The sequence below is a fragment of the Acidobacteriota bacterium genome (assembly GCA_016715115.1).
Taxonomy (GTDB): domain Bacteria; phylum Acidobacteriota; class Blastocatellia; order Pyrinomonadales; family Pyrinomonadaceae; genus JAFDVJ01.
In genome coordinates, this window is record JADKBM010000011.1 from 446,610 (window position 1) to 468,079 (window position 21,470).

Below are 21,470 nucleotides of genomic sequence, written 5' to 3' on the forward strand. Positions count from 1 at the left end.
TTCATTCACGAACGCGCGCCTTTTTAGTTTCCGCCGTTTCCGTCGCTGGGTTCTTCTTCGCATTCTTCGTCGGCGAAACCGTCGGCATCGTCATCATCCTTAAAACACATATCGCCTTCGCCGTCCCAGTCGCCGAAATCCATTTCATATTTGTCGGCCGTACCGATGTTCAAATTGTCGTTTTTATATTCCTGAACCGTGCCGTCGGAATTGACGCGGATGAGCGTGATGTCGTATGAGTCTTCGTTGCCGTCGTCGTCGCTGAAAAGCAGCTTGCCGTTATCGAAATCGAAATCGAGGGTAAGACTTTTCCCGCGGCTGATCTGGACGCCGCCGACATATGCGAAGTAACTGGCTTTGTCATCATCTTCAGAGTCGAAAGCATAGAAGACCTCGGGCGTTTCGCCGTCGGCGCTCGAGATGAATGTGATCTGTTCGCCGTTCGTAGAGATGTTGGCCTCGAGCGTTTCGCCCGGATCGAGCCTTATGCCGGAGAGGCCGACCGTGAAATAGGGCGCGGCGTAAACGAAATCGAGATCGCTCTCTTGGTCGAGATGCTTGCCGGAAAAGAGAACGCTGTAAACATATGTGTCGCTTTCGATGAACGGAACGGTGTAATGCGGAACATCCTCAAAGAATCCGCCGATCATCGAACTTACAAGCGCGCCGTCGATATCCCGGTAAAAGTAATCTTCGTTCGGGTCGTATCCGAGGCTGTCGCCGTTCGGGTCGGTGACGAGCATATCGCCTTCGTCGGTCAGGAAAAACTCAGCCGTCTCGGCCGTTTGCTGGAACGAAGCATTGACGAACGAAGCTCCGCGGCCGAAATTCCCCGCGAAACCGCAACCGGCGCGCTCGACGCCCTTGCGCCATTTTGAGGCGAAACATCTGCCCTCGCGCCAAGACGTCGCCGTGATCTCAAGCGTGCGGGTCGAAAGGTCACCGACATAATCCGCCTTTCCTTTCGGATCGGGCTTCGAATTGTATTGCCAGCGCTGCGGGGCAGCCTTCGAAACGGTCACATACCTCGTCTGCCCCGGGAAATTGTTGTCGTAAACGGTGATTACGAAGCTGTCGGAGCGTTCCTCGACCGCAAACGGAAGAACGGCGTGCGGTTCGGTGATGCGGTTTGTTTTTGGCTCGAATTTGGCAAATCTCAGGACGTAGGTTTCGGTTTTGTCGCGAAACGCGGAAAACAGCGTCTGCGCGATCTTTACCGGCCCGGCGGCGGCCGTTTGCGCGGTTAGTTTTTTGACTTCGTCAAACGTCTGCGTGACCCAGAACGAGGCGATGTAATTCTCGAGATCGTTCGTGCGCGAAAGGCCGAAGACTTTTTGAACATTTGGTTGAAAAGCGGTCGGCGATGCCTTGCCTTTGAACGGCATTCCGGCCCTGAGGCGCAGACAGGCCGCGGCGATTCCCTCGCAGTGGCCCGTGTCCATCGCGTCGAGCATCTCCTGTTTCCATTGATCGGCGGCCGGATTCAGCAAGTTGCAGCGTCCGCCGTCCAACGAGGCGCATGATGTCCGCGGTCCGAACATCCGCACCAGATCGTCGGGCTGAAGATCGTCCTTCCAACGGTCGCCCTCGTTGCGGTAGTTCTTGAATCCCAGCCCATCGCGCTGCGGATCGAAATCGAGCGAGGCAATGGAGGTCTGCGCCGGAGTCGGCATCGATGTGAACAGCAGCAACGCCGCCAGAGCTCGGATTCGAAGATTCTTGATAAACTGCATTGTTCGCCTCATTTAGCCGGTTTCTTCAGACTTTCGGCGGATTCTATCTTCTCGTTCGGGTCGGCGACAACGACCGCACTGAACTGGCCGATGTTGTTCGCGCCGTATTCGAACCAACCGAATCCGGCTTCGCCCCACTCCTCGCCGTAAGAGTTCTTTACGAGCCAGGCTCCGTTTTTGCCTTTGGTGTCGTCCCAGCCGACGATCGTCAGGATGTGGCTGCCGTCGCGATTCTGCTGTTCGTTGAAGACGCCCGAGCCGTAAAGCCACAAACATCGGTCGAACGTCATCATCGTCACGACCGATCCGTACATCACAACGGCCTTCTTGATCTCATCGGGAGCGGAAACCTTTTGCGGCGTGTCGCTGACATACCCCCAGGTCAACGGACGAAGCGTCCTTTCGGCATCGCAAAGATGTGCCGCGGGCGATGGATCGTAGCGGTCGGAACCGCCGAGCGGAAGTCCCGACTCGATCATAAAAGTGAAGGCCGCGCCGTGCCAGTTTGACTGGCAGTACCGATCCTTCGGCACCATACAACTTATGAGCTGACGGGCGCTTGGCTGAAACTCGTCGTCGAGCGCTTTGACCTGTCCCCTCATCAAAGCCAACCGCCGGCTGATCAGCAGCGCGTCAACCGACGCAAAGGCCCAGCAGGTGTTGCAGTCGAAACCCTGGAACCCGACATCGCCAAGTTCGAGCCCGCTCTCGCGCCAATCGAACCGGCTCCGCCTGACGGTCGCCATTCCTTTGAAACGGATCGTCTGCTCCTGACGTCCGCGTTCTTCAGCGGTCGCGTTCGGATTTTTCGCCAGCCACTCGTTCCACGCGGATTCGGCGACTGTTTGTTCATCGATCAGCGTCTGCTCGATCCGCGAATTGATCTTTTTTGTCTGCTTTGTCTCGTCGATCGGGATCGGTCTGCCGATCTTCTTTTCCATATACCTGATGTCGTCAAGCTGGAAACGGGTCTCGGTCTTTTTTAGAAAAGGGAAGATCTTCTGAATCCACGATTTGCGCGCGTACCAACCGGCATTTCGGTCGGCGCGGGGCAACGGGCGAAACGCGTACGTCCGTTCGACCGTCATCGGCTGGATCGTACATAATTTCTCCTGATCGGCCTGGAACGTGTTCAACGGCGCCGGCGAACTTTCGGGCGTCTGCGCCAAGGCGGCGAGCCCGAATGCTGAGACGCCGATCAGACCGATCAGGATATATTTCGCCAAGTACTTCATCGTGGAATTGACGGTCAGGCCGTCAGTCTTGCTTCTTTGTCGGTGAACTGGTCAGGCATCCCGGTGCCCCGGATTCGATCAGACAGATGTTGCAGGGTTCTTTTTCGCTGATGCAGGTTCCGCCGCATTCCTTTTGTCCCGGACCGCAGCCGCCGGTCTTGCCGACCGTCAGAAGGTTTTCGACGGATTTGACGCATTTGATCTTCTTGACGAGCGCGACGATCTTGTCGAGCGTTTTCTTTGACGCGACCCAACCATCGAGCTTGACCGCGCCCGCGCTGGCCGTGACGTTGATGTTGATCGTCGCTTCGGGGTACTTTGCTTTGATCTTCGTGTAAACGGCCATCACGACGTCGGTGTCGGACTGGGTCGTACAGTCGATCTTCTGCGCGGCGACGCCGAGGCTTCCGGCCATCAGCAAAATGCAAAGCACTATTGAATATCGGATGATTCCTGTCATTGTTGTTCGTTCTCCTCTTACTTGAAATTGGTCAACATCGAAAGCAGGCTGAATCGCGATTGTCTTCCGAAGTAGATTCTTGTTCCGTCGGGCGCCCACGCGAGGCTCGAAAAATAGAGCCGCGAGTCATTGTTCCCGGTCACTTGTTTCGCCTCGCCACCGGTCGCCGCCATTGTCCAAATATTGTCGCGGCCGTCACGGTGAGCGCTGAACGCGATCGTTTTGCGGTCGTTCGAAAGATGGATATTGTGCAAATATGTCTCCTCCAGATTGACGGTCTCGGTGAGATTTCCGGTTGACGATTCGATCTGTGAAAGCGCAACTCCTGTCGCTGAAGCGTTTAGCGCGCCGCGCGCGACCGAGGCGATGATCAATTCCTTGTCCCCGGCCGTCCATCCCACCAACCTGATAAACGAATTTCCGGTCCAGATCGGGTCAGTCACTTTAGGTTCCGCCGATACGTCTTCGACGTTCGCGATCAAGAGACCGAGGGTCGGCCGGCCTTCCATATTGCTGGTCCTCGACGTGTACGCGATACGTTTGCCGTCCGACGACCAAATGGGCGAGAAGAGAAATATGCCTTCGCCCGCCGGCGCGATCACCTTCTGCTGCGAACCGTCGGCGCTTGCGATCCGCAGACTGCCACCGCCTTCATCCGATATGTACGCGAGCCAACGCCCGTCGGGAGACCAGCTGAAATCGGAAGCCTGAACGCGGTTGTAGGGCAAAACCGAATAGCTGATGGTCGTCACGCCGGTCGCGATCCGTTTTCGCTCGCCGCCCGACGCCTTGATCGTCTCGAGACTGATCTTGTCTCCGTCAAGCACGAGGAAGGCGATCAGTTTTCCGTCGGGTGAGAACTTGGGCAAAAAGCCCTTCTCGACGATCCGGGTTTCGGCCTGCGGTCCATCGATCGCGCGGACGAAGAGGCTCCCGTCAAAGATCTTGTTGCCCTGGCTGAGGTTCTTGATCGACTGGTAGGCAACCGACCTTCCGTCCGGCGAAACATCCGGCCAGAGCTCTGAATCGATGTTGTTCGCGATTCCGGATTCTTTCTTGTCGTTGAGGCTGACGCTCCAAACGTCGGATTCTTCCTTCGCCGTTCCGAAGAGGACCTTCGTCCCATCGCCGGAGGCGTCGAGCACGAGACAATCGTTTTCGGCGTTGGTCAATTGCGTCGGCTTGGCACCGGAAGTATCGGTCACAAAGATCTGAAACGTCCCGTCCACCGTCGAACTGAAGAACAAGCGATCGCTGTCGGCGTGCCACGCGAGGTTTTTGATCTGGTTTTCGGACTCGAAGATCCTGGTCGGCGAACGACCGCTCACGTTGGTCGACCAGATGACGCTCTTTTTATCTTCGCTTGTCGTGTAGGCGATGGTTTTCCCGTCGCGCGCGATGTGAACCGAACGCGGTTTGATTCCGCGCGAGGCAAAATCAGTCAGCTTTTCGATCACTCCGGAATCGGCCCGTGCCGAAAAAAGTTCGCCCGACGCTTCGAAGTAGATCACTTCGGAATCCGACCAGAGGCGAATTTGCGTCGCGCGGTCAGTCAATTCCGCGATCTGCTTCGGCGACCCGCCAAGTTTCGGAATCCGCCAGATCGCCGGCTGACCGTCTTTGGTCGCAAAGAACGCCAGTTCCTCGCCGTTCGGCGACCAGACCGGGCTTTTGTTATTGGCATCGTCCTTTGTGATCTGAACAGCTTCTCCGGTCGCGGTCTGTTTGACCCAGATGTTCATCGAACCGTTGCGGCTCGACGAGAAGGCAAGCGTCTTCGCGTCCGGAGACAAAGATCCGACGCTGTAGATCTCGCCCGGCGTGCTCGACCAGTTCGCGACCTCGACCGTTCTCAGATCCGAGACGGCAACCGAATTTCGCGGGCGGAACCAGTAGACGCCGAATGCGACAGAGGCGATCACGATCGCCGCAAGCAGGGCGAACATCAGCTTGCGGGACGCCGGCGCGCGCAATTCGTCGCTCGTCACGCGGGGAACTTCGACGAGCGTTCCCGGACGCACGGAACCTTCGGTCTCGAGCGTCTTGCGCACGTCGCCGAGGTCGATCATTACATCCTTGATATGTTGGTAGCGTTGGTCACGGTCCTTGCGCAAGGCTTTCTCGACGATCCGCTCAAGATCCCGCGACACTTCGGGCACAAGAGTCGAAATTGCTTCGGGCTCGTCTTTGAGGATCGAACCGATGGTGTCGATGTTCGTCGTTCCTTTGAACGGCGCCTTGCCGGTGAGCATCTCAAAGAGCACGACCCCAAAACTGAAAATGTCGCTTCGGGCGTCGACTCTCTGTCCCCGCGCCTGTTCCGGCGACATATACTGCGGCGTGCCGATGATCATTCCCGGAGTCGTCGCCGCCTCAACGCGCGTCTCGGCCTCGCTGTCGGTCGCTCCGGCGATTGCCGGGTCGAGTTTCGCGATTCCGAAATCGAGTACCTTGACGAGCCGATCCTCGCGAATCATCACGTTGTCGGGCTTGATGTCGCGATGGACGATTCCCGCCTCGTGCGCGGCGGCTAGAGCCGATGCGATCTGGGTCGCGATGTCGATCGCGGTTCCGATTGGAGGAGTTTCGCTTTTCAGACGGTCCTTCAACGTCTCTCCGCGGACGAATTCGGTGACGATGAAGAATGTGTTCCGAAACTCCCCGATCTCGTGGACCGTCAGAATGTTCGGATGATTGAGCGCCGAAGCCGATTTTGCCTCGCGAAAGAAACGTTCGCGACGCAGACGGTCGCTCGCGAATCGCTCGGAAAGAAACTTCACCGCGACATTGCGCTCAAGTTGCCCGTCGCGGGCAAGATAGACCTTGCCCATTCCGCCTTCTCCGATCAGCGAAACTATCCGGTATTGGTCGATCTCGGAGCCGATAACGCTTTCCGCGTCGTCCGACTCGGCGGCCTGCGCCGAAAAAGCGTCGCGGACAAGGGACTTGGGCGAACTGTCGATGAGGCTGTCCACACCTGAATCGGCGGCAAGCAGGGAAACGACTTCCCGCCGCAAATCCGCGTCGCCGCCGCAGCGTGCGTCCAGAAACGCTTCGCGCTCGTCGGGCTCGAGATCGGCCGCGGCGTGAAAGATCTCTTCGATGTTTTGCAGTCTCTCGACGTCCATTCGGGGCGTTAAACGCTTCCAACTGACCAAGTTAAGTTCCGGAATTCGTATCGATTTCCGACATTATAGAACATTAATCGAAATAGTTTGAAGGAAATTTTGAACCAAGGTTAGCCCGCGAGTTCGCGCCGCAGCCAAGTGCGGGCAAAACGCCAGTCGCGCTTGACCGTTTCGGGCGACATCTTCAGGACTTCGGCAATCTCTTCGGTCGTCAGTCCGCCGAAGAACTTCATCTCAACGACCTGGACCTTGCGTCCGTCAAGCTTGCCGAGATTCTCGAGCGCCGCGTTGAGCGCGACGATCTCGCCCGATACGTCGTTCGAGATGACGGCGGTTTCGTCAAGCGTCACGGCGCGGGCTTTGCCGCCGCGTTTCTGGCTTTGCTTGGCGCGCGCGTAATCGACAAGTATGTGCCGCATCGCGCGCGACGCGACGCCGAAGAAATGCGCACGGTTCTGCCACTGTTTTTCGTTGTTGTCGACGAGTTTGAGATATGCCTCGTGGATCAGGTCGGTCGTTTGATAGGTGTGTTCCGAATTTTGGCCGCGCATCAACCGCCGGGCAATACGTCGAAGTTCGTCATAGACCACCGGCATCAACTGCTCCAGCGCCATTTCTTCGCCATTGCTCCAACTCATCAGAAGTTCAGTTATCTGAAGTGAATTCTGGTTCATCAGTTCGTTCGGGAGAAACGCTTCGACTGCCAAGTTTTGTGCGTTGTGAAGGAATCATACTACACAAGCTTGGAAGCTTCCTAGTTCGGTGGCGTGGCTTGTCGGAATTGATTGGAAAGAATAGAATTTTTCGATAATGATAGTGGATCGCATCATTCGCAATGCGCAGCTTGTGACCTGCGCCTCGAACGGAAAACCCCTCAAGGGCGGCGCGATGGGTGACGCCGGGGTGATCGCCGACGGCGCCGTGGCGGTGGAGAACGGGCTGATCGTCGCGGTCGGACGGTCAGCTGATATCCTTTCGCGATTTGAGACGGAAAACGAAATCGACGCCGGCGGCAATGTCGTTTCGCCGGGCTTTGTCGAATGCCACACGCACATCATTTTCGCCGGCGACCGCCTGAACGAGTTTGAGCTGAAGATCAAAGGCGCCGATTATCTCGAGATCCTCGAGGCCGGCGGCGGCATTCTTTCGACTGTCAGACAGACCCGCGCGGCAGAGAAACCGGATCTGGTCGACGCGACGCGGCGACGACTCGATAAGATGCTCGCGCTCGGCGTGACGACCTGCGAGATCAAGACCGGCTACGGGCTCGATACCGAAACCGAGTTCAAGATGATGGAAGTCTGGGCGGAACTTGATTCGACGCACGCGATCTACCTTGTTCCGACATTTCTCGCCGCGCACGCGATACCGAAGGCGGATTTCAGGATCGGCGATCCGGACCTGTCCGATGCCGAGATCGGAGAACGTTACACGTCGCTGATCTGCCTTGAGATGATCCCGAAACTGGTCGAATGGCGCGACCAATACGCCGGCGGATCGATCGAAAAACTTGCCAAACCTTTTTTCGTCGATGTTTTCTGTGAGCGAAACGCGTTTGACCGGGAACAGACAAAACGTATCCTCGAAACCGCCAAGGCGAGCCATTTCGGCATCAAGGCGCACGTCGACGAGTTTACCAATCTCGGCGGCAGCCGTTTGTGCATCGAACTCGGCGCGACCTCGATCGACCATCTCGATGCGATCTCGGACCCTGAGATCGCTCTTCTTGCGGCATCCGGGACGATCGGCGTCGTCACGCCGACGGTGAATTTCAACTTCGGCTCGCACGAATTCGCGCCGGCGCGCAAACTCATCGACGGCGGTTGCGCGATCGCGCTTTCGACCGATTACAACCCCGGCAGCGCGCCGTGCCCGAGTTTGGCGAACGCGATGGCGATCGGCTGCCGATATCAAAAGATCCTGCCGGCCGAGGCGTTCACGGCGGCGACGGTCAACGCCGCATTTGCCGTCGGATTGGGCGATAGGACCGGCTCGCTCGAACCCGGGAAATGGGCCGATCTCCTGATCTTCGAAACAAAGGACTATCGCGAGGTCGCATACGAATTCGGCGGAAATCTGATCGCGAGCGTATACAAACGCGGAAAACGCGTGCGTTGAGAATCGTTGTTTCGGACCCTTCGTTTCGCGGCACCTCAGAATCGTAATTTTATCCCGCCGTTGAAGATTCTTCCTTCGGTATGCGTGTAGATCTCGGCGAATGTCGGATTCTCAAACGGCGGAAAAACCACCTGGCCGAAGCGGCTCTGGCGGGTGTCGGTGATGTTCTCGGCGTTTACAAACAAGCTGAATTTCCCGAACGATTTTTCGCCGAAGATCCCGACGACCCAATACGACGGCGTTCGCGAACGGTCGCCCAACGTCTGACGGCCGGTGAAATAGGCCTCAAGACCGGCCTTGAAATCTTCTTCCTTTTCAAACAGCAGCGCGGAGTTGAGCTTGTTTTTCGGCGTCAGCGGCAAAACGCGGTCGCCGGCAAGATAGTCCGCCTTCGCGTTTGTGTAAGTGTAACCGGCGAACAATTTTGCGATTCCGTACGAAGCGCGAAGATTCGTTTCAAAGCCCGACGTCGTGACCCGCCCGGCCGAGTTCGAAAAACGAAACACACCGTTCGCGGCCGGCGACAGCACGAGCGGATCCTCGATCTCGGTGTAGAAGAACATCTGATTGAGCGAGAACGTGAATTTCTCGCCGATCGAATCGCGATAATTCAGATCGAACGTTCCGCCCCTGCTCGATTCCGCCTTAAGGCCGTTTCCGACCGGCAAGACATTTATAAACAGTCGCGTTTCAGCGTCCTCGGTGAATACGCTCGGCGTTTTGTAGCCGAAACCGACTGTCGCACGGACCGCGAATTGATCGGAGAGGTGATAGAGGAGCGAAACGCGCGGCAGCGCGAATACTCCGTAATCGCGGACGGCATCGAGCCTGAATCCGGCCTCGATCGAAAAACGATCCGTCACGTCGAACGTATCCTGGACGAATCCACCGAAAGTCGTACGCGTTTCGTTGCGTTTGAAGGACTCCGGCCGGTCTTCGCGAAAATCATCATAGACGGCGTTGAAGCCGAAGGCGAGAAGATGTCCGCCGAACGGCCGGGCATAGGACACCTCGGTGAACGAATTCAGCTGGCGCCCGGCAAATCGGCTGGCGGGCGTGTCGATCTCGCGGTCGAAGATCGCCAGACTTTGTTTCGCGACGACGCGCCCGCCGTTCGAGAGCTCCCGGTCGAACTGAAAGGTCGTGATGTTCCGCAGCGAACGGTGGCTTTCAAGATATCTTCCAGCCGTTTGACCCTGCACCGCGCGGAGATCGCCGCCCTTGCGGGACTGGATGGTCGTCGAGTTGCCCATCGTCAAACGCGTCCGATTGTCGGCGTAGACGAAAAGCCGTGGGTTGACCGAGAACGAATTGGTTCGCGGAAGTTCCGTGAAATCGTCGCCGTCCGCGTCGTATTCACGCTGATAGTTGAACGATCCAAGAAGCGTCATTCCAAGTTTTGCGGTGCGGCGCGTGTGAAAGGCCGAGACATCGGTTCCGAGCGCCGAGGTCTGATTGAGAATGAGGTTTGTAACCGGATCATCGGTGGGTTCTTTGCTCACGAAATTGACGACGCCGGCGATCGCGCCGCCGCCGTAGAACGTCGATGAGGCGCCCTTGATAATCTCAACTTGCTTGAGGTCGAGCGGAACGATGTCGAGGATGCTCAGACTGCCGGAAAATCCTCCGAAAGCCGGAAATCCATCCTTCAGGAGCTGTGTGTAGCGCCCATCGAGACCCTGAATCCGAATGCTTTGCGTAAACGTCGTCGCGGAGGTTTGCTGCACCTTGATCCCGGTGCTCTCGTTGAGGATCATTGAAACATTCGCCGAACGCATCGAACTCTTTTCGTCGATCTCTTCCGCGTCGATCGCTTCAACACGGGTCGGCGTGCTTTCGATCTCACGGCCGGTCCGCGTGGTTGTGACGATAACCTCGACTTCGTTGGGCTCGAGTTCGACCCGTCGCTCGGCCGTGTCGCTCAACGGAAAACTCAGTGCGAGTTCGTAGATCTTGAAGTTCTCGGCGACGATCTCTAAGACCTGTGGCCCGTCGGCGAGATCCTTGAGCGTCGCGCGGCCCGCGGCATCGGTTGTCGCGGCAATGCCGGTGCCGCGAACGGTCACGTTTGCGCCGGCGACCGGCCTTCCTTCGGCGAGCACAAGAATCGTCACGTCGCGAACCGCATCCGGCCGGGTTTCCTGAGCGACTGAAGGGGCGACGATCAAAAACAATGCGAAAACGATCATTAAACCCTGCTTGTTCATAAACCGAGTCTACTTAAACGACAAAGTCGACCGCAAACCCTTCATATGATAAATTTTCAGTCAATGACTTCGATAACTCTTGATGGCGAAAGCCTGACATTCGAACAGGTCGTCGCCGTCGCCTACGGCATTCCCGGGGCGCCGCGCATCGAACTCGCGGATTCGGCGAAAGAGAAGGTCGACCGCGCGTCCTCGGCGGTCGACAAACTTCTCGCGCGCGGCGAGGTCGCGTACGGGATCACGACGGGCTTCGGCGCCCTCAAGGACAAGATCATTCCGCTCGATCAGGTCGAAACCCTTCAGCGCAACATCGTGCTCAGCCACGCCGTCGGAGTCGGTGACGCGTTCGATACGCCGACGACGCGCGCGATAATGCTCATTCGCGCAAACACGCTGGCGCGCGGTTTTTCGGGAATCAGGCTCGAAACGCTCGAACTCGTGCTCGCCCTTCTAAATATGGGTGTCCACCCTGTGATTCCGGAGAAAGGATCGCTCGGCGCCTCGGGCGATCTCGCGCCGCTGGCGCATTTCGCAGCCGTTCTGATCGGCGAGGGCGAAGCGGAGTTCGGCGGAAATGTTGTTTCCGCACGAGAGGCGCTCGAGTCTGCCGAACTCAAACCGGTCGTGCTCAAGGCAAAGGAAGGACTCGCGTTGACGAACGGCACGACGGTGATGACCGCCGTCGGCGTCGTTCAGACGCATCGCGCCCAACGGCTGGCCGATCTCGCAGAAGTCGCCGGTTGCCTTTCGCTCGAGGCGCTCAATGGGACCGACGCCGCGTTCGATGCCCGAATTCACAACCTCCGGCCGCATCCGCGCCAGATCCGTTGCGCGGAAAATTTGCGCCGGATTCTTGCCGGAAGCGAGTTCGTCCGCGCCAAAGACCCGAAAAATATTCAGGACGCCTACACGCTGCGATGTATGCCGCAGGTTTACGGCGCGGTCCGCGACGCGATCGACTATGTCGAATGGGTGATGAGCAACGAACTTAACGCCGTCACCGACAATCCTCTGATCTTTTTCGACGACGCGGGCGAACCGGAGATCGTCTCCGGCGGCAACTTCCACGGCGAGCCGCTTGCGCTCTCGATGGATTATCTCGCGCTCGCGCTGACCGAGATCGGCAATATGTGCGAGCGCCGGATAATGCGCCTCGTCGATTCCGATTCGAACGGGCACGTTCTGCCGCCGTTCCTGACGCGCAACAGCGGACTGAATTCGGGATTTATGCTGGTTCAATACACCGCCGCGGCGCTCGCCAGCGAAAACAAGGTTCTCGCGCATCCGGCGAGCGCCGACACGATCCCTTCGTCGGCGAACGTCGAGGATCACGTCTCGATGGGCGTCACATCCGCGCTGAAACTTCGCGACGTCGCAGAGAATCTTGAAGAGATCTTGTCGCTCGAATTTTTCTGCGCCGCGCAAGGCATCGATTTCAGGCGCGAAGTGCTTGGCAGGGACAGGAAACTCGGCGCCGGAACCGCGGCGGTCTATGAAAGGATCAGGGAATCTGTGCCGTTCATCGAGTCAGACACGCTGATGTATCCCCATATCGCTGCGGTTCGGTCGATTCTCGGAGAACTCTGGAAAAAGTCGGAATAGAATCGCGGATCGAAGAGATTGAATCAAATATGCAAATGGTTGCGGCAAAATCGAAATCGCCCGGGACGGATCCGGTCAAAGGCCTGATCGACGCGCTCGAACAGGGAATTCGGCTGATCGAGACGCTCGACGACGATGATTACACGGACGGCGGTGGCGTCTCGGCGGTCGGCGTCCATTTTCGGCACAATTTCGATTTCGTGTCGGCGTTGCTGGCCGGACTCGAAACGGGACGCATCGACTACGGTGCGCGCGTCCGGGACGAAACGGTCGCACGTGAACGCCTGCCGGCAAGCAAGATGATGCTCGATGCTGTGTCGCGCCTCAAACGGATCGGCGCCGAACGGTTCGATCAGAGAATCGAGGTCCGGAGCGAAGCGAATTCGTCCCTTTGGTGCGAATCGAGCGGCTTGCGGGAACTCGATTTCGTGATGAGCCATACGATCCATCATTACGCTCTGATCGCGCTGAAGCTCGCGGCGCGCGGGATCACGGTTGCCGAGAACTTCGGCGTTGCGCCTTCAACCATCGAATTTTGGAACGATCGGAAACCGAACGCGGGAAAAATACAATGAACATTGTCAGTTGGATCTGCAGGATTGTCGTCGCGATTATCTTGCTTCAAACCCTGTTTTTCAAATTTACAGGCGCCGAGGAATCGAAATACATCTTCACGACGCTTTTGGGTGAAAATGAGGCCGCCGGGCGGATCGGCTCGGGCGTCGTCGAACTGATCGCGGCGATATTGATCATTTACCCCGGAACCGTCTGGCTCGGGGCCCTGATCGCGCTTGGGACGATCAGCGGCGCGATCTTCAGTCATCTGACGAAACTCGGGATCGTGGTCAAGGACGACGGCGGATTTCTTTTCATCCTCGCGATCATCGTGTTCTTGCTGAGCGCGGTGACGCTTTTCATACACCGTTCGGCAATCCCGTTCATCGGCGCGATCCTCGCCGGGAACGACGGTGAACGAACCTGAATCTGAATGCAACTCAAGCTTTCAAACCGACTCGATCGCCGGCGCATTGTTTTTGTCGCCGGCGGCTTGATTTTCGCGGTGCTTTCGGCGGCGCTTGATACCTCTGCGGCCGAGCGGATCGAAATGTTCGGCGCCGATGTCGCCGGCCTGCCGCCGCTCGCGATCTTTTTTCTGATCGCCGCGGCGACGCTCGTCAGTGAGGACCTTGCCGCGATCTCTGCCGGTGTTCTGGCGAGTCAGGGCGCGATCAGCTTCCCGCTCGCGGTGACGAGCGCGGCATTCGGAATTTTGGTCGGCGACATTCTGCTGTTTCTGGCAGGACGTTTGTTTGGCAGGCGCGCATTGCGGTTTCGGCCGGTGAGATTCTTCGTCTCGGAATCGGCGGTCGAGCGAAGCTCGCATTGGCTGGAGAAACGGGGTATGGCGGCGGTTTTTGTCAGTCGCTTCATCTTCGGACTACGTTTGCCGCTGTATTTTGCGGCAGGCGTGCTGAAGACTTCGTTCTGGAAGTTCACGTTCTTTTTTTCGGTAGCCGTCATCATCTGGACGCCGGTCCTCGTCGGTGCGAGTTTTTTGCTCGGCGCGCAGGTCGTCACGAACACGCTTCTGAATCAGAACCTGCTGTTGAGCCTTGCCGCGGCCGCGTTGGTTCTGTACTTCGGCGTTCACCTCGTTCAGCAAGCCGCGACACATAAAGGACGCCGAATCCTGCTCGGGAAGATCAAACGCAGGTTCATTTGGGAATTTTGGTCGATTCGCGTCTTCTACATCCCTGTCGTCGCAAAGATCCTGACGCTCGCGGTCCGGTACCGGAGTCTGACGGTTTTCACCTGCGCCAACCCCGGGATCCCCGCCGGCGGATTCGTCGGCGAATCGAAGGACGGAATCCTGAGAATGGTGAACGCTTCGCCCGCCGCGGAGCCGTTTTCGCTCCGGCACGCCCTTTTGAGCGGGGAAGCGAAGTTCCAGGACGCCAAAGCTTTTATGTCGGCTTCGCGGCTCGGCTTTCCGATCGTCCTCAAACCCGACGCCGGTGAACGCGGATTCGGAGTGCGCATCGTCCGAACCGAGGGCGAACTTGAAGAACTGCTTGCTGATACTGCCGACGATCAAGTCATACAGGAATTCGCGCCCGGCGAAGAAGTCAGCGTTTTCTATTATCGGTTCCCGGCGACCGACCGCGGCGAGATCTTTGCGATCACCGAGAAGCGCTTTCCGTTCGTCGTCGGCGACGGTGAATCGACGCTCGAGGAACTGATTCTCGACGATGACCGCGCGATCTGCCTCGCAAAAAGCTATCTCGAACAGAATGACGCGCGGCTCGAAGACGTTCCGTTGCCCGGTGAAAAGGTCGCGATCATCGACATCGGCACACACTCGCGAGGCGCGATCTTTCTTGACGGCGAGCGCTTGCGGACGCCGGAACTGGAGTCAGTGATCGACCGCATCTGCCGCGGTATCGAAGGTTTCAACTTCGGACGATTCGACATTCGCGTGCGATCCTTCGAGGACTTCAGCCGCGGCGAGAGCTTCAGGATCGTCGAACTGAACGGCGTCACGAGCGAGGCGACGAACATCTACGATCCGAAGTACACCCTCCGCGACGCTTACCGTAAACTCTTCCGTCAATGGGAGATCGCCTTCGAGATCGGTGTCCGCAATCGCGAACTCGGCGTTCGGCCGGCAACGGTTCGCGAACTTCTGAAGATGGTTTTTGGCGGAGGATAATGACGAGATGTGCATCATACTTTTCGCGTACAAGGTAGATCCCGCGAGGCCTTTGATCCTGCTCGCGAACCGCGACGAGTATTACGGGCGTCCGACGGTCCGCGCGGCATTTTGGGAAGATCATCCGGAAGTTTTCGCCGGCCGCGACCTCGTTCGCGGCGGGACGTGGCTTGGAATCACGAACGGCGGACGGTTTGCGGCGGTGACCAACTTCCGGCAGCCTTCGGCACCGAAAGGCGACATATCGCGCGGCGAACTCGTCCGCGAATTCCTGACCGGGGATGATCTTCCAACGGATTTCCTCGCCGGCCTCAACACCCGTTCGGGGCGTTTTTCCGGGTTCAATCTTCTTGTCGGCGAATTCTCGGACCGATCCGTCGAAATCGGCTACTACTCGAACCGCGAGGGCGACCCGAGGATTCTTGAACCGGGGATCTACGGCCTCAGCAATCATTTGCTCGACACGCCGTGGCCGAAGGTTAGCGTTGGAAAATCGAGGTTGGCGGCGTTGATCGAATCGGGCGCCGGAAATGCGGACAACTATTTCGAACTTCTCGGCGACAAAGAAACGGCCGCAGACGAACTGCTTCCGGACACAGGAATCGGTTACGAAAAAGAAAAGCTCTTGTCGGCGATCTTTATCGAAACTCCGGTTTACGGGACGCGTTCCTCGAGCGTCGTTGTCGCGGAAAGCGATCTCACGCTTTCGTTGAGCGAGCGCACCTTTGTATAATGCGCAATTATGAAACGTAAAGTCCTATTTTCAGCGCTTTTCGTCGTCGGTCTCGCCGTCGGCACGCTCGCCCAATCTGAAAACATCGAGACGGTTCTCGCGCAGCGGCTCGCGCTCGAAAAGAAAACCGTGATCGAGAACGGCAAGAGGATCAGCAAAACTGGCATCGCTCTCAGCGAAATATGCGATCTGTCGGATCCTGTTTCGGCTCGCGTCTTTCGCGAATACGGCGCGATGTGGGTCAGCAAGGCGGATGTCTTCGCGGCCTTCAAACAGGGAATCAACGGCAACTCGATCCGTTTTCTCGCGAATTGCGTCTTTAAGAACGAATCCGAGGTTTCGCTCTATCATCAGAACATTGCCGCAAAGGCTCTGACCGTCGGCGGGACGACGATCGAACTGCAGGCGGCGGCGATGGACGCGCTTGTCGCTGCGCAGAAAGACGCCGCCAGGCAGGGATTGAGCATCACGCCGCGCGGCGGTTCGATCGCCGCGAAACGCAATTTCGAAGACACGGTTCGGCTCTGGAATTCGAGGTTTCTTCCGGGGCTCGCACATTGGACGACAACGGGCAAGATATCGCGCCGTGACGCCGACAATGCACGATCGCTCGCGATCGTCCCGCAGGTCGCGCAGGTTCTGGAATGGGAGCGAAAGGGCTACTTCTTCAGCAAGGACCTGTCGAAGTCGATTTTGTATTCGGTCGCCGCGCCGGGGGCCTCGCAGCACGTTTTTATGCTCGCGCTCGACGTCGAGCAGTTTGGGAATCCGAAAGTGCGTTCCATTCTTGCCAGGCACGGATGGTTTCAGACCGTCAAAAGCGATATGCCGCATTTTACATACCTCGGCGTCGAGGAAGCAGAACTGCCCGGGCTCGGTCTTGTACCGGTCACCGTCGGCGGACAGAAGTTCTGGATACCGAAGATATGATCGCGGCGCGCCGCGGACGATGGCAGCAAGGTTGACTTCTGCGGGTTTGGCAACCGTTGGACGCCGGAAAAGCGGGCCGTACGGGCCGCTTTTCCGCGTGGTCATCCGAGTTGATCATTCGCAACCCGTACATCCCAGGGGCCTGCACCGATGCGAAGAACTCGCACCGATGCACTTCGGCCTCGCTCAGCGAGACGCTTTTGCCGAGGATTTCGCGGTGACCTTTGGTGGTCACGCCAACCGCGATCAGGGCCGGTCCAATAGAAACCGGGATCACATAAACACGCCCGCGGCGACGCAGGCGATCGCCGGAATGAGCATCACGAGCATTATCGCGAGCGGCGTGTAAACGATGTTCGAGACGGCTTCGGAATATGCTTCGGCGGCTTCGATCAGCGAAAAGGTAGCGTTTTCGTTGACCTCGTTCGAGAGATTTCGGATCTTCCAGGCGACGCGCGCGCGATACGTTTCGACGCCGCAATACCCGCAAATCCCGCCAATTGCGCCATCGCCGAAAGCGACCGTTCCGCCGCACCGCGTGCATTCCGCCGCGCCGGCTTCCGACCCGGCGACCGCCGCGACCTCAGGGAGTATCGAACGGACGCGGGGCGAACGGATCGGGACGACCAGAAACAAAGCGAACAACCAATAGATCGCCGCGAGGACACCGAATCCAAAGAGTCCGGTCGCAAAAAACACCCTGTAAAAGATCAGGCTTCCCCGTCCTCCGGTTATGAGCAACGTAAGCAGCGACGCCGCGACGATGACCATCAAGATCGACGTCGCGATAACAAACGAGTTCGACGTCAGGACCTTGGCCCACTTCAGATACGACTCCGCCCGGCGGAGTCTTTCGGACGCGAGCGCACGCAGTTTGCCGATCGCCGAGTATTCGGCCGGAGCCGGGGATTCAGCCCCGCACCGGGGACACCGCAAAGGATCGGCGAGCGGCGTGCCGGCCCCGCAGTTCGGACAGTTGAGCGGAACTAGGTGGGCGCTCTCCGGCATTGCGACCGGTCCGTTTGCCCGGTCCTTCTTGCCTTTGTTTTTGGATCGCGCCGTGCGAAACGCCGCGGACCTGAAGAATGCGTAAATCGTCACCGGGACCAGCAGTATGAAAAGAACGGAGGCGATAGCGATGACAGCGGCCGCAATATCCGTCAATCGAAATCGCCACGAATTGGCCACATAGTTCGTCACGTCAGGAGCGGGTTCGAGACGCATCGCATCGCGAGACCGGCGCCAATTTTTGCCGGCGGCCGACAGCTTCTTTTCGTCGAAGACGGTCGCCAGCGGCGCATTTTCCAGCACGAGGGTTTCGGCGAAGAAGTTCGGCCCGGGGTCGGCGAAGATCCTCTGCGCGGAAAAGCTGAATTCGTCGCCGCGCACGGCATCGGCCGAATGAACGTCGAAGAGGCCGAATTTCTTGGCTCCCGCGGCCGATGGTTCAACGATCCGCACCTGCGAACGCACCTTGCTGTCGCTCAACTCGGAAAAGCCGTAGATCGCGAGTTCATCCGATCCGTTGCCGTCGAGATCGCGAACGGCTCCGAGTTTGGTTTCGGAACCGAAGTCGAAAACGAAATGCGCGACGACGGTCCTCCCGGCGAGGACGACGATGCCGGACAACAAACGGTCCGAAGCTTTTTCGCATCGCCAGTACAGGACCGCACGGCCCGATCGGGCCGCGAACCTTCCGTCGGCGACGTCCTTGACCTCCAGATCGGTCGGCCCGCAAGGCGTAGATGCGCCGGAAGGAACGGGAAGTTGAAACGTCGAAAGGCCGATCGCCGAACGGACCAGTTTCATTTCCTCTTCAAGCAAATAGAAACTGCCGATTTGCGATTTGGTTCCGTCGGCGACGAGAACCCGTTCCTGCGCGGTCGCCGAAAAAGCGAGAAGAAGGACACAGCAAACGATGGCGCGAATGTTCATTTTGCGCGGTATTGTGACACACGGAGCGCCCGTTTGGGAAGAAAGGACAAAAATGGAAAAAAATCATTGTTGGGAGTAATATAAAGAAAATGATTTGACCAGACGTTTCACGGAGAACGCAAAGATGATCTGTCACAAATGCGGCTCGTTCAACGAAGACAACAACGCCTTTTGCATAAACTGCGGCGCGACATTTTATGCGCCGTCGGAATCGTCCCCGACCATAATGTCGCCAGGGACATTTGGCGGTCAGACCGGTGGACTTTCCAATCCGAGCCTGCCAACCGTTTTTCACGCGCCGGTCCCGCCGCCGGTCCAACCGAACACGCCTCCGAGTTTCCAAGCTTCGTTCGGCGCGTTTCAGCAATCGTTTCCGATGATCCCGCCGGCGCAGGCAGAAGAGAAGAGCCGCATCGGTCTCTTCATCGGCATCGGGGCGGTGTTTCTTCTGCTGCTTGTGGGCGGGATCGCCGCGATCGTATTTTTTGTTGATTTCAAGCCCAAAACGACCGAGAAACTTCCGGCGAGCCTCGGGTTGTACTTTCAAAATGCGGATAAGAGCGAGGTTACGGAGATCAAGAAACTTGACTTCAAGGACGGGGTCGCCGCGCGTGACGAAATAAAAGAGGACGGATCGCTGACGGTACTTGAACCGCGCCCGAACATCGTCCTCTATTCCGACGGCAAGGACATCCCGGTGAGTGAGCTGAGATTGGTTGAAGTCGATTCGATCAAGGATGACGGCACGCTCCGGCAAGTCAAGTTCAAGGCGGCGACGGTCGAAGGCAAGCCCGAAATGAAACGAATCTGGGTGGACGAGGACCTCGCCGCGATCCGATACGCGTTCGTTCTGTTCGACGGATATTTCGAGGACGGCAAACATCGCTTCTGGCCCTTTGAGGTCAAAGCCGGAAACAAAAAGGACAACGGCGATCTGGTGAAATCGGAGACGGTCGACCGCAAGTCGAAGTCAGCATCGCCGTCGCCGACCGCTTCGGCGGAAAAGACGGTCGAAGCCGAGAAGACGATCGAACCGCCGCCAAATTCAAAGGCCGTTTACTGTCAGGCCGGGAACGTCGTTCTCAGATCCGGGCCGACGCAGGCATCCGGAAAGCTCGGGAGTTTGCGAATGGGACAGAAGCTTTACGTTCTCGACTACTCCGACGACTGGGAAACTTTCATTACCAGGGACGGCCGCGAACTCAATTCCAACTATGCATACGTCCAGACCGAGAGCGGCAAGCGCGGATGGGTCTATGCGGCCTTCATCAGGTGAACTTATGAGCAATCTAATCTGGAAAACAACTTTGTGTCTTTTTGCCGCGGCCATCGCCGCCGGCTGTTTTTCCGTCGATTCCGGCACGAACCGGAGTCGCACGACACCAACATCGACGCCTTCGAAGGCCGATTCTTCGCCGTCCGGGGCAACTCCGACGGCAAGCAATGAAATGAAGGAAAACTCCAACAACAAGCCCAAGTCCGGCGGATTCGCATCGAATCTTCCGTCGGGTTTTGTGCAGCCTCAGGATGAGGTCGGACGCAAGATGATGCGCGAATACGGCGCGATGTTCGTCGCCAAGGGAGTGACGCCGCCAAGCAAACTCGCGTTCACGAGCGAATCTGAAGTTTCATCGTTCCATTCGTCGGTACAGAGTTCGACCGAGAATGTCGGCGGATTTTCGGTGCAGCTTCAATCGGCCGCGATGACCGCGCTCAAGGAAGCGATTGCCGACGCTCGATCCAAGGGGCTCGACATCACTCCGCGCAACGCCGATTCGTCGAAACGAAGCTATTCCCAAACCGTCGATAATTGGAAGAGCCGCGTCGATCCGGGCCTTAAACATTGGGTTTCGAAGGGCCGGATCACGAAGGCCGACGCCGACCGCATCACGGCGCTATCGCCGCCCGATCAGGTTCCGGAGATATTCAAACTCGAATCGCAGGGCATTTACTTTTCAAAGGACCTTTCGAAATCGATCATCTATTCGGTCGCGCCTCCGGGAATGTCGCAGCATATTTCGTTGCTCGCGCTCGACGTCGAGCAGAACGATAACGGCGCCGTGCGGGCGGTTCTTGCCGATCACGGCTGGTTTCAGACGGTGATCTCCGATCTGCCGCACTTCACGTATCTCGGCGTCAAGGCGAGTGAACTTTCCGGACTCGGACTGAAAAAATCGTCATCCGGCGGCCGCGATTATTGGGTTCCGGATATTTAGACTCGCGGGAATGATCGTGAAGGGCCATACGGTCGGTCTTCAGTGGTTTGGGCGGCGGTTGCAGTCGGTTGCGCACCGCCGACCGTTTAGTCGAAACCGGACTTGCAAGCGATTATGGACGTGTTGGACAACCCCATCTCAACGCGATGCGGGATGGGGATGTCTTGAGACTCGCCGCCAAATACGTTGTCCTCAGGATTCAAGGCGCTTGCGAAGATAATTTCAAAATTTCAGCACGTCCCGATATTCCTCGGTGAATTCGGAGCGTTCACGAAAGCGGCCAAGCTTGAAGATCGTTGCCGTTACGCCGAGACGGTTTACTCCGCGCTTGGAATACTGCAGATACCCAACGCCCGGTGTGACTGGGACGGCGGGTTCAATATGTTCGATCCCGATGGTTCGAAGATCGCCGATTGCATGCGCGCGGAGATCGATTCCTACGGTTCGTCAAAATAGTCCAAAA

At 57.7% G+C, this 21,470-nt stretch carries 18 protein-coding genes; 10 read left to right on the forward strand and 8 right to left on the reverse strand.

Translation table 11 applies throughout. The features are described 5' to 3' along the window. Positions 1 to 23: 23 nt before the first annotated feature. The 5 genes from IPN69_10695 to IPN69_10715 form a co-directional block, all read right to left on the reverse strand. The gene (locus IPN69_10695) at positions 24 to 1,733 is read right to left on the reverse strand and encodes a hypothetical protein (protein ID MBK8811182.1); all 1,710 of its coding nucleotides are present in this window, start codon (positions 1,731 to 1,733) and stop codon (positions 24 to 26) included. 8 nt (positions 1,734 to 1,741) lie between these two features. Then, positions 1,742 to 2,968 (reverse strand): hypothetical protein, encoded by a 1,227-nt coding sequence (locus IPN69_10700; GenBank protein ID MBK8811183.1) that lies wholly within the window; start codon positions 2,966 to 2,968, stop codon positions 1,742 to 1,744. A 22-nt stretch (positions 2,969 to 2,990) separates the two neighbouring features. Next, positions 2,991 to 3,428, reverse strand: a complete 438-nt coding sequence (locus IPN69_10705; protein MBK8811184.1) for a BON domain-containing protein — start codon at positions 3,426 to 3,428, stop codon at positions 2,991 to 2,993. Positions 3,429 to 3,445: 17 nt separating this feature from the next. Next, complete coding sequence (locus IPN69_10710; protein MBK8811185.1) at positions 3,446 to 6,556, reverse strand: serine/threonine-protein kinase; 3,111 nt, start codon at positions 6,554 to 6,556, stop codon at positions 3,446 to 3,448. A gap of 110 nt (positions 6,557 to 6,666) precedes the next feature. Further along, positions 6,667 to 7,230 (reverse strand): sigma-70 family RNA polymerase sigma factor, encoded by a 564-nt coding sequence (locus IPN69_10715; protein ID MBK8811186.1) that lies wholly within the window; start codon positions 7,228 to 7,230, stop codon positions 6,667 to 6,669. A 136-nt stretch (positions 7,231 to 7,366) separates the two neighbouring features. On the opposite strand from IPN69_10715, the gene IPN69_10720 reads away from it, so the two are divergent. Beyond that, entirely contained in the window at positions 7,367 to 8,674 is a 1,308-nt protein-coding gene (locus tag IPN69_10720; GenBank protein MBK8811187.1) for an imidazolonepropionase, read from the forward strand. A gap of 35 nt (positions 8,675 to 8,709) precedes the next feature. On the opposite strand, the gene IPN69_10725 is transcribed toward IPN69_10720, so the two are convergent. Then, a complete protein-coding gene (locus IPN69_10725) occupies positions 8,710 to 10,881 on the reverse strand; it encodes a TonB-dependent receptor (protein MBK8811188.1) in 2,172 nt (723 codons plus the stop codon). 63 nt (positions 10,882 to 10,944) lie between these two features. Between IPN69_10725 and hutH the strand changes: the two genes are divergently transcribed. The 6 genes from hutH to IPN69_10755 are packed head-to-tail and all read left to right on the forward strand — an operon-like array spanning position 10,945 to position 16,856. Continuing rightward, the gene (gene hutH / locus IPN69_10730; protein ID MBK8811189.1) at positions 10,945 to 12,483 is read left to right on the forward strand and encodes a histidine ammonia-lyase; all 1,539 of its coding nucleotides are present in this window, start codon (positions 10,945 to 10,947) and stop codon (positions 12,481 to 12,483) included. A gap of 35 nt (positions 12,484 to 12,518) precedes the next feature. Next, positions 12,519 to 13,058, forward strand: a complete 540-nt coding sequence (locus IPN69_10735) for a hypothetical protein (protein MBK8811190.1) — start codon at positions 12,519 to 12,521, stop codon at positions 13,056 to 13,058. Then, positions 13,055 to 13,465, forward strand: a complete 411-nt coding sequence (locus tag IPN69_10740; protein MBK8811191.1) for a DoxX family protein — start codon at positions 13,055 to 13,057, stop codon at positions 13,463 to 13,465. The genes IPN69_10735 and IPN69_10740 overlap by 4 nt, the downstream gene beginning before the upstream one ends. 6 nt (positions 13,466 to 13,471) lie before the next feature. Continuing rightward, on the forward strand, positions 13,472 to 15,193 hold the full coding sequence (locus IPN69_10745) for a VTT domain-containing protein (GenBank protein MBK8811192.1): 1,722 nt from the start codon (positions 13,472 to 13,474) through the stop codon (positions 15,191 to 15,193). Between the two features lie 7 nt (positions 15,194 to 15,200). Next, positions 15,201 to 15,926: an NRDE family protein gene (locus tag IPN69_10750; GenBank protein ID MBK8811193.1), complete on the forward strand. Its 726-nt coding sequence runs from the start codon at positions 15,201 to 15,203 to the stop codon at positions 15,924 to 15,926. A 9-nt stretch (positions 15,927 to 15,935) separates the two neighbouring features. Beyond that, positions 15,936 to 16,856, forward strand: coding sequence for a hypothetical protein (locus IPN69_10755; protein ID MBK8811194.1), 921 nt, complete (start codon positions 15,936 to 15,938; stop codon positions 16,854 to 16,856). Here the strand turns inward: IPN69_10755 and IPN69_10760 are convergent. Beyond that, the gene (locus IPN69_10760; protein MBK8811195.1) at positions 16,816 to 17,091 is read right to left on the reverse strand and encodes a hypothetical protein; all 276 of its coding nucleotides are present in this window, start codon (positions 17,089 to 17,091) and stop codon (positions 16,816 to 16,818) included. The two genes, IPN69_10755 and IPN69_10760, sit on opposite strands and share 41 nt — an antisense overlap. Before the next feature lie 38 nt (positions 17,092 to 17,129). Then, entirely contained in the window at positions 17,130 to 18,791 is a 1,662-nt protein-coding gene (locus IPN69_10765) for a hypothetical protein (GenBank protein MBK8811196.1), read from the reverse strand. Positions 18,792 to 18,915: 124 nt separating this feature from the next. On the opposite strand from IPN69_10765, the gene IPN69_10770 reads away from it, so the two are divergent. From IPN69_10770 to IPN69_10780, 3 genes are all read left to right on the forward strand, one after another. After that, the gene (locus IPN69_10770) at positions 18,916 to 20,067 is read left to right on the forward strand and encodes a hypothetical protein (protein MBK8811197.1); all 1,152 of its coding nucleotides are present in this window, start codon (positions 18,916 to 18,918) and stop codon (positions 20,065 to 20,067) included. Between the two features lie 4 nt (positions 20,068 to 20,071). Further along, positions 20,072 to 21,007: a hypothetical protein gene (locus IPN69_10775; GenBank protein ID MBK8811198.1), complete on the forward strand. Its 936-nt coding sequence runs from the start codon at positions 20,072 to 20,074 to the stop codon at positions 21,005 to 21,007. Positions 21,008 to 21,193: 186 nt separating this feature from the next. Then, positions 21,194 to 21,463, forward strand: a complete 270-nt coding sequence (locus IPN69_10780) for a hypothetical protein (protein MBK8811199.1) — start codon at positions 21,194 to 21,196, stop codon at positions 21,461 to 21,463. Positions 21,464 to 21,470 lie beyond the last annotated feature (7 nt).

Excerpts from the sequence above, each read along its gene's own strand:
- IPN69_10695 (MBK8811182.1), bottom strand. The coding sequence starts at position 1,733 with ATGCAGTTTATCAAGAATCTTCGAATCCGAGCTCTGGCGGCGTTGCTG.
- IPN69_10700 (MBK8811183.1), bottom strand. The coding sequence starts at position 2,968 with ATGAAGTACTTGGCGAAATATATCCTGATCGGTCTGATCGGCGTCTCA.
- IPN69_10705 (MBK8811184.1), bottom strand. The coding sequence starts at position 3,428 with ATGACAGGAATCATCCGATATTCAATAGTGCTTTGCATTTTGCTGATG.
- IPN69_10710 (MBK8811185.1), bottom strand. The coding sequence starts at position 6,556 with ATGGACGTCGAGAGACTGCAAAACATCGAAGAGATCTTTCACGCCGCG.
- IPN69_10715 (MBK8811186.1), bottom strand. The coding sequence starts at position 7,230 with ATGAACCAGAATTCACTTCAGATAACTGAACTTCTGATGAGTTGGAGC.
- IPN69_10720 (MBK8811187.1), top strand. The coding sequence starts at position 7,367 with ATGATAGTGGATCGCATCATTCGCAATGCGCAGCTTGTGACCTGCGCC.
- IPN69_10725 (MBK8811188.1), bottom strand. The coding sequence starts at position 10,881 with ATGAACAAGCAGGGTTTAATGATCGTTTTCGCATTGTTTTTGATCGTC.
- hutH (MBK8811189.1), top strand. The coding sequence starts at position 10,945 with ATGACTTCGATAACTCTTGATGGCGAAAGCCTGACATTCGAACAGGTC.
- IPN69_10735 (MBK8811190.1), top strand. The coding sequence starts at position 12,519 with ATGGTTGCGGCAAAATCGAAATCGCCCGGGACGGATCCGGTCAAAGGC.
- IPN69_10740 (MBK8811191.1), top strand. The coding sequence starts at position 13,055 with ATGAACATTGTCAGTTGGATCTGCAGGATTGTCGTCGCGATTATCTTG.
- IPN69_10745 (MBK8811192.1), top strand. The coding sequence starts at position 13,472 with ATGCAACTCAAGCTTTCAAACCGACTCGATCGCCGGCGCATTGTTTTT.
- IPN69_10750 (MBK8811193.1), top strand. The coding sequence starts at position 15,201 with ATGTGCATCATACTTTTCGCGTACAAGGTAGATCCCGCGAGGCCTTTG.
- IPN69_10755 (MBK8811194.1), top strand. The coding sequence starts at position 15,936 with ATGAAACGTAAAGTCCTATTTTCAGCGCTTTTCGTCGTCGGTCTCGCC.
- IPN69_10765 (MBK8811196.1), bottom strand. The coding sequence starts at position 18,791 with ATGAACATTCGCGCCATCGTTTGCTGTGTCCTTCTTCTCGCTTTTTCG.
- IPN69_10770 (MBK8811197.1), top strand. The coding sequence starts at position 18,916 with ATGATCTGTCACAAATGCGGCTCGTTCAACGAAGACAACAACGCCTTT.
- IPN69_10775 (MBK8811198.1), top strand. The coding sequence starts at position 20,072 with ATGAGCAATCTAATCTGGAAAACAACTTTGTGTCTTTTTGCCGCGGCC.